9 protein-coding genes are annotated in these 15,359 nt (G+C 70.5%); 8 read left to right on the top strand and 1 reads right to left on the bottom strand.

Going from position 1 to position 15,359, the window contains the following annotated elements; translation table 11 throughout:
- Positions 1-107: 107 nt before the first annotated feature.
- The 3 genes from HS048_RS07350 to HS048_RS07340 all read left to right on the top strand — a co-directional run bounded on the left by HS048_RS07350 (position 108) and on the right by HS048_RS07340 (position 3,263).
- Positions 108-623: a GNAT family N-acetyltransferase gene (locus HS048_RS07350; RefSeq protein ID WP_231647267.1), complete on the top strand. Its 516-nt coding sequence runs from the start codon at positions 108-110 to the stop codon at positions 621-623.
- 104 nt (positions 624-727) lie between these two features.
- Positions 728-1,732, top strand: a complete 1,005-nt coding sequence (locus tag HS048_RS07345) for a LacI family DNA-binding transcriptional regulator (RefSeq protein ID WP_068896450.1) — start codon at positions 728-730, stop codon at positions 1,730-1,732.
- Positions 1,719-3,263, top strand: a complete 1,545-nt coding sequence (locus HS048_RS07340) for a serine/threonine-protein kinase (protein WP_196466532.1) — start codon at positions 1,719-1,721, stop codon at positions 3,261-3,263. Before HS048_RS07345 ends, HS048_RS07340 begins: the two co-directional genes overlap by 14 nt.
- 301 nt (positions 3,264-3,564) lie before the next feature.
- Here HS048_RS07340 and HS048_RS07335 read toward each other — a convergent pair whose 3' ends face one another.
- Positions 3,565-3,948 carry an STAS domain-containing protein gene (locus HS048_RS07335; RefSeq protein ID WP_191893869.1) on the bottom strand — a complete coding sequence of 128 codons (384 nt, stop codon included), beginning with the start codon at positions 3,946-3,948 and terminating at the stop codon, positions 3,565-3,567.
- Positions 3,949-4,329: 381 nt separating this feature from the next.
- Here HS048_RS07335 and HS048_RS07330 point away from each other — a divergent pair, with 381 nt between their 5' ends.
- The 5 genes from HS048_RS07330 to HS048_RS07310 all read left to right on the top strand — a co-directional run bounded on the left by HS048_RS07330 (position 4,330) and on the right by HS048_RS07310 (position 15,313).
- Positions 4,330-5,913: a cellulase family glycosylhydrolase gene (locus HS048_RS07330; protein ID WP_196466531.1), complete on the top strand. Its 1,584-nt coding sequence runs from the start codon at positions 4,330-4,332 to the stop codon at positions 5,911-5,913.
- A 301-nt stretch (positions 5,914-6,214) separates the two neighbouring features.
- Positions 6,215-9,154: a glycoside hydrolase family 48 protein gene (locus HS048_RS07325; RefSeq protein WP_196466530.1), complete on the top strand. Its 2,940-nt coding sequence runs from the start codon at positions 6,215-6,217 to the stop codon at positions 9,152-9,154.
- Between the two features lie 167 nt (positions 9,155-9,321).
- Positions 9,322-11,865, top strand: coding sequence for a glycoside hydrolase family 9 protein (locus HS048_RS07320; RefSeq protein ID WP_196466529.1), 2,544 nt, complete (start codon positions 9,322-9,324; stop codon positions 11,863-11,865).
- A 112-nt stretch (positions 11,866-11,977) separates the two neighbouring features.
- Positions 11,978-13,555 carry a cellulase family glycosylhydrolase gene (locus tag HS048_RS07315; protein ID WP_196466528.1) on the top strand — a complete coding sequence of 526 codons (1,578 nt, stop codon included), beginning with the start codon at positions 11,978-11,980 and terminating at the stop codon, positions 13,553-13,555.
- A 108-nt stretch (positions 13,556-13,663) separates the two neighbouring features.
- Positions 13,664-15,313 carry an endo-1,4-beta-xylanase gene (locus HS048_RS07310; protein WP_196466527.1) on the top strand — a complete coding sequence of 550 codons (1,650 nt, stop codon included), beginning with the start codon at positions 13,664-13,666 and terminating at the stop codon, positions 15,311-15,313.
- Positions 15,314-15,359 lie beyond the last annotated feature (46 nt).

The following is a 15,359-nucleotide window of genomic DNA, read 5'->3' as shown; positions in this document are numbered from 1 at the left end:
CTTCATCGCGAAGACCACCCGGTTGGTAAGGGCTTGCCCGTAACGTCCCCGAGACGGTAGACACGCGGGTGATGTTCGCCAGAAAACCCACACTCCACGGAGAGCGCGTGACGCTCCGGCCCGTCGGGCCCGAGCACGTCGACGGGCTCTGGGAGCTCGTCAACGACCCCGACGTCGCCCGGCTGACCGGTTCGCACGGCATGTTCGCCTACCAGGCCGCCGAGCTCTGGTACGGCTCCCGCGGCGAGCACGACGACCGGCTGGACCTGGCGATCTGCGCCGCCGAGGACGACTCCTACGTCGGCGAGGTGGTGCTCAACGACCTGGACACCGCCAACCTCTCCTGCAACCTGCGGATCGCCCTGGTCGGCCCGCGCGCGTTCGGCAGGGGCTACGGCACGGAGGCGATCCGGCTCGTGCTCGACCACGCGTTCGCCACCACCGATCTGCACCGGATCGAGCTCGAGGTCTTCGACTTCAACGACCGGGCCGCCCACGTCTACCGGAAGGTCGGTTTCGTGCAGGAGGGAGTCCGCCGGGACGCCCTCCTCTGGAAAGGGGAACGGCATGACTCGATCATCATGTCGATGCTCGCTCCTGACTGGAGGGTCAAGAAGATCTGACAGACATCGCGTGATTTTTCGGAAACGTCTGTTGACAGTTCCGAAACAATGCTACGTTCACTGGGAGCGCTCCCACCTGCACGGAACTAGGTGTGGAGGAAGTTATGTCTGATGTGCCCACACTCGCCCAGGTCGCCGCAGAAGCAGGTGTGTCCCCGGCAACGGCGTCCCGGGTCCTCACAGGCTCTGTCAGGGTCAGCACCTCGACCCGACGACAGGTGCACGACGCGATCTCCCGTCTCGGTTACGTGCGTCACCGCGCACCCCGGGGCGGATCCGGACGGCGGTGCGACCAGACCGTGGCCGTGGTCGTCTGCGAATCCGCACAGCGGCTGTTCACCGAGCCGTTCTACGCGAGGATGATCACCGCGGCGGAGGAGGTGCTCACCGGCCAGGGGATCCCCCTCACCGTGATGACCGCCACCTCTGCCACCTCCACCATCGCCACCCCGCAGCTCGTCGCCGGCGGCGTCGACGGCGTCCTGCTCATCGGCGCACGGGAGCGGCACCCGCTCGTGGTGACCCTGGCCGCCTCCGGCGTCCCGGTGCGCAGCGCGGGCCGCGCCCCCGACGGCATCGACCTGCCGTACGTGGACATGGACAACGCCGACGGCGCCAGGCAGGCCGCCGAGCACCTGCTGCTCGGCGGGCGGCGGTCCATCGCCGCCATCGCGGGGCCGCCCGGCCTCCCCGCCGCCCGGGACCGGCTGGAGGGCTTCACCCGGACGCTCTCCCTGGCCGGCATGACGGGCATCCCGGTGGCCTACGGCGACTTCACCCACTCCTCCGGCGTGCACGCCGCCCAGTGGCTGCTGCGCAGGATGCCGCATCTGGACGCGGTGTTCGCCGCCTCCGACGTGATGGCCGCCGCGGCTGTGCAGACCCTGCGCCGCGCCGGCCGCCGGGTGCCCGACGACGTGGCCGTGATCGGCTTCGACGACGCCCCCATCGCCCGGCGGACCTCCCCCACGCTGACCACGGTGCGCCAGCCGGTGGAGGAGTTCGCCGCACTCGCCACCCGGCTGCTGCTGATGTCGATGAACTCTCCCGAGAGCACCAGGAACAACCCGGTGCTGCCGACGGAGCTGGTGGTCCGTGAATCTGCTTGAACCCGGAGGACTCCGCGCGGGCGACGTGCTCACCCGCAGGTACCTGCTGATGGAGCAGATCGGCCGGGGCGGCATGAGCGTCGTCTGGAGGGGGTTCGACCAGTCCCTCCAGCGGATGGTGGCGATCAAGATCCTGGAGGCGGACCTCGGCGCGGACCGCGAGCTCATCCGGCGCGAGGCCCGGGCCACCGCGCGCCTCATCCACCCGGACACGATCGAGGTCTACGACTACGGCGAGACCGTGACCTCCCACGGCCGCCTCGCCGCCTACGTGGTGATGCGGCTGCTGGAGGGGCGGCCGCTGGCCGACCGGATCGTCCAGGGGCCGCTGCCCTGGCCGGAGGCCGTGGCGATCGCCGGGAGGCTGGCCACCGTCCTGGCCGCCGCCCACGAGCGGGGCGTCGTGCACCGGGACGTCACCGCCGAGAACGTCCTGCTGGCCTCGGACGGCGCCAAGCTGCTCGACTTCGGCATCGCGGCGTTCATCGGGGAGGAGGACGACGACCGCACCGGCGAGTACGGCACCCCGCCCTACGTGGCGCCGGAACGCCTGACCGGCCGGGTCGCCGACCCCGCGAGCGACGTCTACGCCCTGGGCGTGCTGCTCTTCGAGATGCTCACCGGCGCCACGCCGTACCCGGAGCGGACCTGGGAGGAGATCGAGAACGCGCGGCGCGAGGGACCGCCGCCCGAGCTGCGCGTGCCCGGTCTGCCGTCCGAGGTGGCGGCGCTGTGCCGGCGCTGCCTGGCGCACGATCCGGGATCCCGGCCGAGGGCGCAGGAGGTGGCCGAGGGCCTGGCGGCGGCGCGGGCCCGGCGCAGGAGGTCGGGAGGCTCGGCGCGGCGCTCGATCGTCCACCGCACGGCGGCCGTCACCGCTCTGACGATGGTCACCGGCTTCCTGGTCTGGGGGCAGGTCGGCGGTGAGCGGAACGGAGCCGTCATCTCTCTCGGCCCGGCCCCGCAGCCGGGTCCCGCCCTCACCGAGGACCCCGCTCCGGTCCCCTCCTCCGCGGAGCCCGAAGGAGGGGCCGGGACCGCCGGGCCACCGACCGGCGGGCCCACCGGCGGCCCGGACGCCGGACGGGAGACGGGTGCGGGCGGCCTGGACGCCGGACGGGAGCGGGAGCAGGAGACGGACACCGGACGGCGGACCGGCACCGGCACCGGCACCGGCACCGGCGGCCCGGACGCCGGGCGGGAGGCGGCGGACACCGGCGGGTCCGGGGAACCGAGCGCGGAACCGACGGTGCTTCTGGTGGAGAACGTGCGGACGGAACAGCTCACGCTGGACCAGCGCGTACGGCGCTTCAACACCCTGCTGGCGGAGAGCGCGGGCCGGGGGGAGATCCGCCCCGACGTGGCGCTGGACCTGCGGCAGGTCCTGGCCAACAGCGTCTGCTGCGCCCAGGACCTCACGCCGGTCCGGCAGAAGATCGCAGACCGGCACCGGGAGGGCTCGCTCACCGGCCGGCTCCGCGAGTCGCTGGACGCCCAGCTCAAGGCCATGGCGGTGCTGCTGGCCGGATGAGTACGGTCCCGTCCGGGGACACGGGCAGCGCCGTGTCCCCGGACTGGACCGCGAGCGGGCCTTCGGGCGGGGTCGGGACCCGTGAGCGGGGACGGAGCGTCTCGAGGACGTCCGCATCGACGACGCTGTGGAGTCGGAGCCCGTGGGCGGGGGCAGGGCCCTCGGGCGGGCGGGTTCCCCGGGTGGGACCGTGAGACGGAGCCGGGCCTTCGGGCGGGAGCAGGGCCCTCAGGCGGAGGCGGAACCCGTGTACGGGGTCGGGACCCGGGGGCGGGGACAGGGCCCTCGGGTGGACGGTCCGTCAGGCCGGCGCGGGGGGCGAGGCCTGGCCGGAGCGCCGGGCCGGAACATGGCGCATGGCCTCGGCGACGGTCGGATCGGTGGGGAACGCCTCGCTGAGCCGGGTCAGCTCCAGGAGCCGCTGCAGGAAGCCCCGGACGCCCGCCAGCCGGAGCCATCCTCCGGCCTCGAAGGAGCGGCGCAGTCCGGCCAGCAGCAGCCAGACCCCCGTGGAGTCACAGAAGCCCAGGGCGGAGACGTCCACGATGAGGTGGACGTGCCCGGCCCCCAGCACCTCCGAGATCACCTTCTCCAGCTGCGGAGCCGAGACCTTGTCCAGGTCTCCGGAGACGGAGATGACGGCGCAGGCGGGGTGTGAGATCACCTCGATGGACAACTTCGTCAATGGTTCGCCTGCCTTCGAGCTTTACCGCCGAAGCGGCCGTGGTGTTGCGACAGGCGCGATGGCCGTTACCGCCTAACGTACAGGGGCGATCAAGCGAACACAGCCCCGGGTGGAGTGCGTGTTTCCCATCCGGACGGACACCTCCGCAGCTCACCCCGCTGGGGCCTCGCGGATGAAACTTTCACCCCGCCCGCGCCGCCGCGTGAGCCGTACCGGCCGAGCTAGAGGGGGTCGCACGCCCCGCTCGGCGGCGCCGGGCGGGGCGCGCGACGGTTGACGGCCGCCCGGCGGGCACCGAACCATGACGACGCGACCGGCCGCACCCCCACCCACCACGAGGTTCCCGCCTCGCGAGCAGATCCCGTCCTCGAAGGGCATCTCATGAAAGTCCTGCGTGTCCGCAGGTGGTCGGCCGCTTTCGCGGCGCTCGCGACCACCGCTGCGCTGGCCGTCGCGCTCGGCTCCTCCCCCGCGGGGGCGGCGGCCGGGACCGGAACCGGCTACCTGCACACCTCCGGCAACAAGATCGTCGACAGCACCGGGGCGACCGTCCGGCTGACCGGGATCAACTGGTTCGGCATGGAGACCGACAACAAGACCTTCCACGGGCTGTGGTCGAACAACCCCTGGAAGGGCCAGATCGACAAGATGGCCTCGCTCGGCTACAACACCCTGCGCGTGCCGTTCTCCAACGACGCGCTCAAGCCCGGCGCGACCGCCAGCGGCGTCAACGACTTCGTCAACCCCGACCTGGTCGGCAAGAGCCCGCTGCAGATCCTCGACATGGTGATCGACTACGCCGGTCAGAAGGGCATGCGGATCATCCTCGACCGGCACCGCCCGACCTCGGCCGGGCAGTCCGCGCTCTGGTACGTCGCCTCGACCCCGGAGAGCACCTGGATCGACGACTGGAAGATGCTCGCCCGGCGCTACGCGGACGACCCCACCGTCATCGGCGCCGACCTGCACAACGAGCCGCACGCCGAGGGCACCAACCCGGCCGCCACCGGCGCCTGCTGGGGCTGCGGCGACCCCGCCCGCGACTGGCGGCTGGCCGCCGAGCGCGCGGGCAACGCGGTGCTCTCGGTCAACCCGAACTGGCTGATCTTCGTGGAGGGCGTGAGCTGCCCGAGCGGCGGCCTGTCCAACGTCTGGGACAACGACCCGTCCAACGACGAGGACTGCGGCTGGTGGGGCGGGAACCTCTCCAAGGCCAAGGAGTTCCCGGTACGGCTCAGCGTGCCGAACCGGCTGGTCTACTCCCCGCACGAGTACGCCACCTCGGTCCACCGCCAGAAGTGGTTCGACGACCCGTCCTACCCGGCGAACATGCCCGCGATCTGGGACAGGTACTGGGGCTACCTGCACAAGGAGAACATCGCCCCGATCATGATCGGCGAGTTCGGGACCACCATGCAGGCGGCGGTGGACAAGGTCTGGCTCCAGGAGCTGATGAAGTACACCGGCACCGGGGTGAACGGCATGTCGTTCACCTATTGGTCGTGGAACCCGAACTCCGGTGACACCGGCGGCATCGCCAAGGACGACTGGACCTCCATCAACCAGGATAAGCAGGACATCCTGCAGCCCTACCTGATCCCGCCGGCGGGTGACGACGGCCCGGACCCGTCGGCCACCCCGACCGTGACCTCGACGGTGGACCCGCCCTCGTGCACCTCGTCGTACAAGCCGGTGAACTCCTGGCAGGGCGGTTTCCAGGGCGAGCTGACGATCAAGAACACCGGCGGTTCGGCGCTCAACGGCTGGACGGCCACCTGGAAGATGCCGGCGGGCGTGACGCTCGGCAGCGCCTGGAACGCCGTCGTGACGGCCTCAGGGAGCGCCTGGACGGCCAAGGGGCCCGCCTGGGCCGCGAACCTGCCCGCCGGGCAGTCGGTCACCATCGGCTTCACCGCGAACGGCCCGCAGGGCGAGCCCGCCGAGGTCGCCTGCTCGGGCGGCTGAGACGCGCCGCCGGTGCGGCGCCCCGGTTCCGGACTCCGGAGCCGGGGCGCCGCACCACCGGCAGAGCAAGCGCTCGACTGAAAGTTTCACGGGCGGGAAATCACCTCGCCGGGATCGCCGCAGCCTGCCGCCCCTTGACACGAAACCCCGGTGTAACCGGGGATACACGCCATTGACATCCGGGGGGCGGACTCCAGAATCCTGTTTGGGAGCGCTCCCACCCATCTTCTCCCCTGTCCGATCCGACGCGAGGCCGTCACCAGCGGAATCACGACGGGTCCACCCCTGGAGGACCTTTTCGATGTACAGATCCCCCATCAGAGCGGGAGCGCTCCCACGACTCCGGAGACGGGTCGCGGCCGTGGCGCTGCTCAGCCTGGCGGCCGGCACGACGACCGCCCTGGCGGCCTCACCGGCCTTCGCGGCCGTCTCGTGCGACGTAGCCTACTCGACCAACGACTGGCAGGGCGGCTTCACCGCCAGTGTGACGATCAAGAACCTGGGCGACCCGCTGAACGGCTGGACCCTCGGCTTCGACTTCCCCAACGCCTCGCAGAAGCTGGTGCAGGGCTGGAGCGCCACCTGGTCGCAGAACGGCAGCACCGTCACCGCCAAGAGCATGGACTGGAACGGCAGGCTCGCCACCGGCGCCTCCACCAGCATCGGCTTCAACGGCAGCTGGTCGGGGAGCAACCCCAAGCCGGCCGCCTTCACGATCAACGGCACCACCTGCGGCGGCGGTGACCCCGTCAACCAGGCCCCGTCGGTGAAGCTCACCAAGCCGACCGCCGGGGCGACCTTCACCGCGCCCGCCACGGTGGAGATCACCGCCGACGCCGCCGACTCCGACGGCACGGTGGCCAAGGTCGAGTTCTACAACGGCAGCACGCTGCTGGGCAGCGACACCAGCGCGCCGTACGCCTACAACTGGACCGGCGTGGCGGCGGGCAGCTACTCGCTCACCGCCAAGGCCACCGACGACAAGGGCCTGGCGAAGACCTCCGACCCGGTCGGGATCACCGTCTCGCCGGACAGCGCGCCCGCCGTGGTGGTCAGCCCGGCCTCGGTCGCCGTCCCCGAGGGCGACTCCGAGACCGTCTCGGTCAAGCTCTCCAAGGCCCCGTCGGCGAACGTCACCGTGACGACCGCCCGGACCTCCGGCGACGCCGACCTGTCCGTCGGCACCGGCGCCTCGCTGACGTTCACCCCGGCCAACTGGAACACCGCGCAGACGGTGGAGATCGAGGCCGCCGAGGACGCCGACCAGGCCTCCGGCAGCGCCGAGTTCACCGCGAGCGCCACCGGCCACACCGCGGCGAAGGTGTCCGCCACCGAGGTGGACAACGACTCCACCGGCGGCGACAACGAGTACATCAAGCGCTTCACCACGATGTACAACAAGATCAAGGACCCCGCCAACGGCTACTTCTCGCCCGAGGGCGTGCCGTACCACTCGGTCGAGACCTTCATGGTCGAGGCGCCGGACCACGGGCACGAGACCACCTCCGAGGCCTACAGCTACTACCTGTGGCTGGAGGCGGCCTACGGCAAGGTGACGGGCGACTGGAGCAGGTTCAACGAGGCCTGGGCCTCGCTGGAGAAGTACATCATCCCCTCCACCGCCGACCAGCCGACGAACTCGTTCTACAACCCGGCCAAGCCCGCCACCTACGCCGGTGAGTGGGACGACATCAAGCAGTACCCGTCGAAGCTGGACAGCGGCGTCTCGGTCGGCGTGGACCCGATCGCCAACGAGCTGAAGAGCGCCTACGGCACCAGCGACGTGTACGGCATGCACTGGCTGCTGGACGTCGACAACACCTACGGCTTCGGCCGCTGCGGCGACGGCACGACCAGGCCCGCCTACATCAACACCTACCAGCGCGGCCCGGAGGAGTCGGTCTTCGAGACCATCCCGCAGCCGTCCTGCGACACCTTCAAGCACGGCGGCAAGAACGGCTTCCTGGACCTGTTCACCGGGGACGCCTCCTACGCCAAGCAGTGGAAGTACACCAACGCCCCCGACGCCGACGCCCGCGCCGTCCAGGTGGCCTACTGGGCGCACACCTGGGCCAAGGAGCAGGGCAAGGAGTCGCAGATCTCCACCACGGTCTCCAAGGCCGCGAAGATGGGCGACTACCTGCGCTACGCGATGTACGACAAGTACTTCAAGAAGCAGGGCTGCACCAGCACCTCGTGTGCGGCCGGCACCGGCAAGGACAGCGCCTCCTACCTGCTGAGCTGGTACTACGCCTGGGGCGGCGCGGCCGACCCGGCCGCCGGCTGGGCCTGGCGGATCGGCTCCAGCCACAACCACTCCGGCTACCAGAACCCGATGGCCGCCTGGGTGCTGTCCAGCGTGGACGCGCTCAAGCCCAAGGGCGCGACCGCCGTCCAGGACTGGACCACCAGCACCAAGCGGCAGCTGGAGTTCTACCGCTGGCTGCAGTCGTCCGAGGGCGCGATCGCCGGCGGCGCGACCAACAGCTGGCAGGGCCACTACGCCAGCCCGCCGTCGACCCTGCCGACCTTCTACGGCATGGCCTACGACTGGCAGCCGGTCTACCACGACCCGCCGTCGAACCAGTGGTTCGGCTTCCAGGCGTGGTCGATGGAGCGGGTCGCGGAGCTGTACTACGCGACCGGCAACGCCGACGCCAAGGTCGTGCTGGACAAGTGGGTCAAGTGGGCCACCGACAACACCACGATCAACGCCGACGGGACCTACCAGATGCCCTCGACGCTGGTGTGGACCGGCCAGCCCGACACCTGGAACCCGGCCAGCCCCGGCTCCAACTCCGGGTTGCACGTCAGCATCAGGGACTACACGACCGACGTGGGCGTGGCCGGTTCCTACGCCAAGGTGCTGATGTACTACGCGGCCAGGGCCAAGGACACGAACGCGCAGAACGTCGCCAAGGGCCTGCTCGACGGCATGTGGAAGAACAACCAGGACGACAAGGGCGTCTCCACCGTCGAGACCAAGGCCGACTACAACCGCCTCGACGACCCGGTCTACGTCCCGCCGGGCTGGACCGGCAAGATGCCCAACGGCGACGTGATCGACAGCAACTCGACCTTCCTGTCCATCCGCTCCTTCTACAAGAACGACCCGGACTGGCCGAAGGTGGACGCCTACCTGAAGGGCACCGGCCCCGCGCCGACCTTCAAGTACCACCGCTTCTGGGCGCAGGTCGACGTCGCCGTCGCCCTCGCCGAGTACGGCCGACTGTTCCCCTGAGGCCCCCTGAGGCCCCCTGAGGCCCCCGGCGATCCCTACACCCCCTGACGCCGGGTCCGGCCCCTGACCCCGGACCCGGCACCCGAAAGACCTCGGGGCGCGGCGGCATCCCTGACCTGCCGCCGCGTCCCGGGCACCACCTTCTCTCCGAGAGGCACCCCCCACCGATGAAGAGATCCATGGCGGTGCTCGCGCTGGCGGCCCTGGCGGCCGTCCCGGTGCCCGCCGCGACCGCCGCGGCGTCCTCGGCGTCCTCGGCGTCCTCGGCCGCGGCGGAGTTCAACTACGGCGAGGCGCTGCAGAAGTCCATCTGGTTCTACGAGGCCCAGCAGTCGGGGAAGCTGCCGGACTGGAACCGGGTGAGCTGGCGCGGCGACTCCGCGCTCGACGACGGCAAGGACGCCGGGCTCGACCTGACCGGCGGCTGGTACGACGCGGGTGACCACGTGAAGTTCGGCCTGCCGATGGCGTTCACCACGACCATGCTGGCCTGGGGCGCGGTGGAGTACCGCGACGCGTACTCCTCCTCCGGCCAGCTCACCCACCTGCTCAACAACCTGAAGTTCGTCAACGACTACTTCATCAAGGCCCACCCGTCCCCGAACGTGCTCTACGGGCAGGTCGGCCACGGCGGCAAGGACCACGCCTGGTGGGGGCCGGCCGAGGCGATGCAGATGGAGCGGCCCGCCTACAAGATCGACGCCACCTGCGGCGGATCGGACCTGGCCGGGGAGACCGCGGCGGCGATGGCCGCCTCCTCGCTCGTCTTCCGCCCGACGAACGCGGCCTACGCCGACACGCTTGTCAAGCACGCGCGGGAGCTGTACTCCTTCGCCGACACCGTGCGCAAGAAGTACAGCGAGTGCATCACCGACGCCCAGGGCTACTACAACTCCTGGAGCGGCTACAACGACGAGCTGGTCTGGGGCGCCATCTGGCTGCACCGGGCCACCGGCGAGGCCTCCTACCTGGCCAAGGCCGAGTCCTACTACGACAACCTCGGCACCGAGCCGCAGAGCACCACGAAGTCCTACAAGTGGACGATCGCCTGGGACGACAAGTCCTACGGCTCCTACGTGCTGCTGCACAAGCTCACCGGCAAGCAGCGCTACCTCGACGACGCCAACCGGTGGCTGGACTACTGGACGGTCGGGGTGAACGGGCAGAAGATCAGGTACTCGCCCGGCGGGCAGGCCGTACTGGACCGGTGGGGGTCGCTGCGCTACGCCGCCAACACCTCGTTCGCGGCCCTGGTGCACGCCGACTCGATCACCGACGCGACCCGCAAGGCGCGCTACCACGACTTCGCCAAGCGCCAGATCGACTACGCGCTCGGCGACAACCCGCGCAGGTCGTCCTACGTGGTCGGCTTCGGCGCCAACCCGCCGAAGAACCCGCACCACCGCACCGCGCACGGCTCCTGGACCGACCAGCAGACCAACCCCGTCGAGACCCGCCACACCCTGTACGGCGCGCTCGTCGGCGGCCCGCCCGACCCCGACGACGCCTACACCGACAGGCGCGACGACTTCGTGATGAACGAGGTCGCCACCGACTACAACGCCGGTTTCACCAGCGCGCTGGCGCGGCTGTACGGCGAGTACGGCGGGTCCCCGGCGGCGGGCTTCCCCGCGAAGGAGAGCCCCGACGGCCCCGAGATCTTCATCGAGGCCGGGGTGAACGCCTCCGGGAGCGCCTTCACCGAGATCAAGGCGATCGTCCGCAACCAGTCGGCCTGGCCGGCCAGGAACCTGACCGACGGCTCCTTCCGCTACTACTTCACCCTCGACGGCGACACCACGGCGAGCCAGATCACGGTCAGCTCGGCCTACACCCAGTGCAAGCCGCCGACCGGCCCGACCCTGCTGTCCGGCAAGACCTACTACGTCACGATCGACTGCTCCGGCACCTCGATCTCCCCGGCCGGGCAGTCCCAGCACCGGCGCGAGGTGCAGTTCCGCCTCGCCTCCTCCGGCACCTGGGACCCGTCGAACGACTGGTCGTACAAGGGCGTCGTCACCACCCCCGGCGCGACCCCGGTCCGGGTGGACAACATCACCGTCTACTCCGGCGCCGAGCGGATCTGGGGGAACCCGCCCGGCGACGAGCCGCCGCCGGTGGACGACGACACCCCGCCGAGCAGGCCCGGCAAGCCGGCCGTCTCCGCGGTCACCGGGAGCACGGCGAGGCTGACCTGGACCGCCGCCACGGACGAGGTGGGCGTCACCGGCTACGACGTCTACCGCGGCACCGCCAAGGTGGGGACCGCCTCCGGCACCTCCTACGACCTGACCGGACTGACCCCGGCCACGGCGTACAGCGTGCACGTGGTGGCCCGGGACGCGGCGGGCAACGCCTCCGAGGCGTCCGAGAGCACCTCGTTCACCACCACGGAGGCCCCGGCGGGCGGCTGCACCGCCGTCTACAAGGTCGGCAACAGCTGGCAGGGCGCCTTCCAGGGCGAGGTCACCGTCACCAACGCGGGCACGGCCGCCATCAAGGGCTGGACCGTGACCTGGCGGTTCCCGGACGGCCAGGTCATCAGCCAGCTCTGGAACGGCGCGCACACCCAGACGGGCGCGGACGTGACGGTACGGAACGTCGCCTGGAACGGCGCGCTCGCCCCGAACGCGTCCACCTCGTTCGGCTTCACCGCGAGCCGGGGCGGCGCGAACGGCGTCCCGTCGCCGGTGTCCTGCACCGCGAGCTGACGAGCCCGCGGAGCCGGCCGTCCCGCCGGCTCCGCGGGCCTCAGAGCCCCCGGCCGGGCGTAGTGGACCCCTCCGCCCGGCCGGGTCCCACCCTCCCCACAAGAGGCAGGTAATGAGAGCACGACTGGCGGTCCTCGCCGCATTCCTCATCTCACTCGTCGTCCCGTCGATCGTCGCGGTCGCACCCGCCCACGCCGCCACCGGCATCCACGTGAGCGGAACGAAGATCGTCGAAGCCGACGGGAGCGAACTCGTCCTGCGCGGCACCTCCCACGCGCACACCTGGTACACGAGTCAGACGGCCTCCTTCGCCGGCATCAAGTCGCTGGGCGCCAACGCCGTGCGCGTGGTGCTGAGCGGCGGCCGATGGACGCCCAACGACACCGCCGACGTGGCCAACGTCGTCTCGCTGTGCAAGCAGAACAAGCTCATCTGCGTGCTGGAGAACCACGACACCACCGGCTACGGCGAGCAGGGCGGCGCCTACACCCTGGACCAGGCGGTGGACTACTGGGTCAGCGTGAAGAGCGCGCTGGACGGCCAGGAGAACTACGTCATCATCAACATCGGCAACGAGCCGATCGGCAACAACGCCGTCACCCCGGGCTGGACCGAGGCCACCTCCAACGCGATCAAGCGCATGCGCACCGCCGGGTTCGACCACGCGCTCATGGTCGACGCCCCCAACTGGGGCCAGGACTGGTCCTTCACCATGCGCGACAACGCCAAGACCGTGGCCGCCGCCGACCCCGACAAGAACACGATCTTCTCCATCCACATGTACGGCGTGTTCGACACCTCCGCCGAGGTCATCGCCTACATGGACGCCTTCCGGACGGCGGGCCTGCCGCTGGTGGTCGGCGAGTTCGGGCACGACCACTCCGACGGCAACCCCGACGAGGACACGATCATGGCCCAGGCGCAGGCGCGCGGCCTGGGTTACTTCGGCTGGTCCTGGAGCGGCAACGGCGGCGGCGTCGAGTATCTCGACCAGGTCACCAACTTCGACGCGAGCAGGCTGACCAGCTGGGGCCGGCGCCTGTTCGACGGCCCCGACGGCATCGCGCAGACCGCCGTCGAGGCGAAGATCTACGGCGGCGGCTCCGGCGACGACACCGAGGACCCGTCCAGGCCCGGCACTCCCGCCGCCTCCGCGATCACCTCCTCCGGCGCCACCCTGACCTGGACCGCCTCCACCGACAACGTCCGCGTCACCGGCTACGACGTCTACCGCGGCACCACCAAACTCGCCTCCACCACCACCAACTCCGCCACCCTCACCGGCCTGACCCCCGAAACCGCCTACACCGTCCACGTCGTCGCCCGCGACGCCGCCGGCAACACCTCCGCCGCCTCCGAGACCACCACCTTCACCACCCTCGAAGGACCCGGCACCGGCACCGGCTGCACCGCCGCCTACCGCACCGTCAACTCCTGGCAGGGCGGCTTCCAGGGCGAAGTCAAGATCACCTGCGCCGAGCCCGTCACCTCCTGGCGCACCACGCTGACCTTCCCCAGCACCGTCACCATCAGCCAGAACTGGAGCTCCGTCCGCTCCGGCAGCGGCGGCGCCCACACCTTCACCAACGCCGCCTGGAACGGCACCATCGGCGCCGGAGGCTCCACCACCTTCGGCTTCATCGGCTCCTGGAACGGCTCGGGCACCCCGCCCACCCCCGTCATCTCCTGACCCCTCCCCGGGGGTACGGCCCGCCGGGCCGTACCCCCTCCTCTAGGCCTGCCTCCGAAAATTTCGGGTCCAACCAGCAAGTTTCTGCACCACCGGGAAAGGAACACCATGCCTGCACTGTCCAGACTCCGCCGAGCGGTCCTGACCGGGGCGCTCGCCGTACTCCCGGCCGCCGCGGTCGTCGCCCTGCCCGCCTCCCCGGCGCAGGCGTCGTCGCCGCTGCGTGTCCACGCCGAGGCGCAGGGCAAGTTCATCGGCACCGCGCTCGCCACCTCGCCGCTGGCCAATGAGACGGCCTACCGCAACATCGCCGCCACGGAGTTCAACCAGATCACGGCTGAGAACGCGATGAAGTGGGACGCCACCGAGTCCAGCCCGAACCAGTTCAACTTCAGCGGCGCGGACCAGATCATGGCCTTCGCCGAGCAGAACGGCCAGCAGGTACACGGGCACACGCTGGTCTGGCACAACCAGACGCCGAACTGGGTGCAGAGCCTCAGCGCCACCGAGATGCGCTCGGCCATGCAGAACCACATCAGCAGGGTCGCCGGCCGCTACGCGAGCAACCCCGTCCTGAAGTCGTGGGACGTGGTGAACGAGGTCTTCGAGGAGAACGGCAGCCTGCGCAACTCGTTCTGGTACCAGAGGCTCGGCGAGAGCTACATCGCCGACGCCTTCAGGTACGCCAAGGCTGCCGACCCCGACGCCAAGCTCTGCATCAACGACTACAACGTCGAGGGCATCAACGCCAAGAGCACGGCGATGTACAACCTGGTCCGGACCCTGCGCGCGCAGAACGTGCCGGTCGACTGCGTCGGCTTCCAGTCCCACCTGGCGATCCAGTACGGCTTCCCGAACATCCAGGAGAACATGCAGCGCTTCGCCGACCTGGGAGTGGAGGTCCGGGTCACCGAGATCGACGTCCGGATGCAGATGCCCCGGAGCTCGGCCAAGGACGCCACGCAGGCCACCTACTACTCCAACGTGGTCAAGGCCTGCCTGGCGGTGAGCCGCTGCTCCGGCGTGACGATCTGGGGCTTCACCGACAAGCACTCCTGGGTCCCGGACACCTTCTCCGGTGAGGGCGCGGCCCTGATCTACGACGAGAACTACGCCAAGAAGGCGTCCTACACCGCGGTGCACGACGCCCTGGCCGCCGGTGACCCCGGAGACCCGGACGACACGGAGGACCCGTCCAGGCCCGGCACTCCCGCCGCCTCCGCGATCACCTCCTCCGGCGCCACCCTGACCTGGACCGCCTCCACCGACAACGTCCGCGTCACCGGCTACGACGTCTACCGCGGCACCACCAAACTCGCCTCCACCACCACCAACTCCGCCACCCTCACCGGCCTGACCCCCGAAACCGCCTACACCGTCCACGTCGTCGCCCGCGACGCCGCCGGCAACACCTCCGCCGCCTCCGAGACCACCACCTTCACCACCCTCGAAGGACCCGGCACCGGCACCGGCTGCACCGCCGCCTACCGCACCGTCAACTCCTGGCAGGGCGGCTTCCAGGGCGAAGTCAAGATCACCTGCGCCGAGCCCGTCACCTCCTGGCGCACCACGCTGACCTTCCCCAGCACCGTCACCATCAGCCAGAACTGGAGCTCCGTCCGCTCCGGCAGCGGCGGCGCCCACACCTTCACCAACGCCGCCTGGAACGGCACCATCGGCGCCGGAGGCTCCACCACCTTCGGCTTCATCGGCTCCTGGAACGGCTCGGGCACCCCGCCCACCCCCGTCATCTCCTGACCCGCACCCACCCGCCGGGACGCGCGGGCAGCTCACCCGTGAGGGC

Origin of the sequence: Planomonospora sp. ID91781 (assembly GCF_015711595.1) — a bacterium.
Taxonomy (GTDB): domain Bacteria; phylum Actinomycetota; class Actinomycetes; order Streptosporangiales; family Streptosporangiaceae; genus Planomonospora; species Planomonospora parontospora.
The sequence above is the reverse complement of the archived record's forward strand: the minus strand, read 5'-3'. Positions and strand labels throughout refer to the sequence as shown.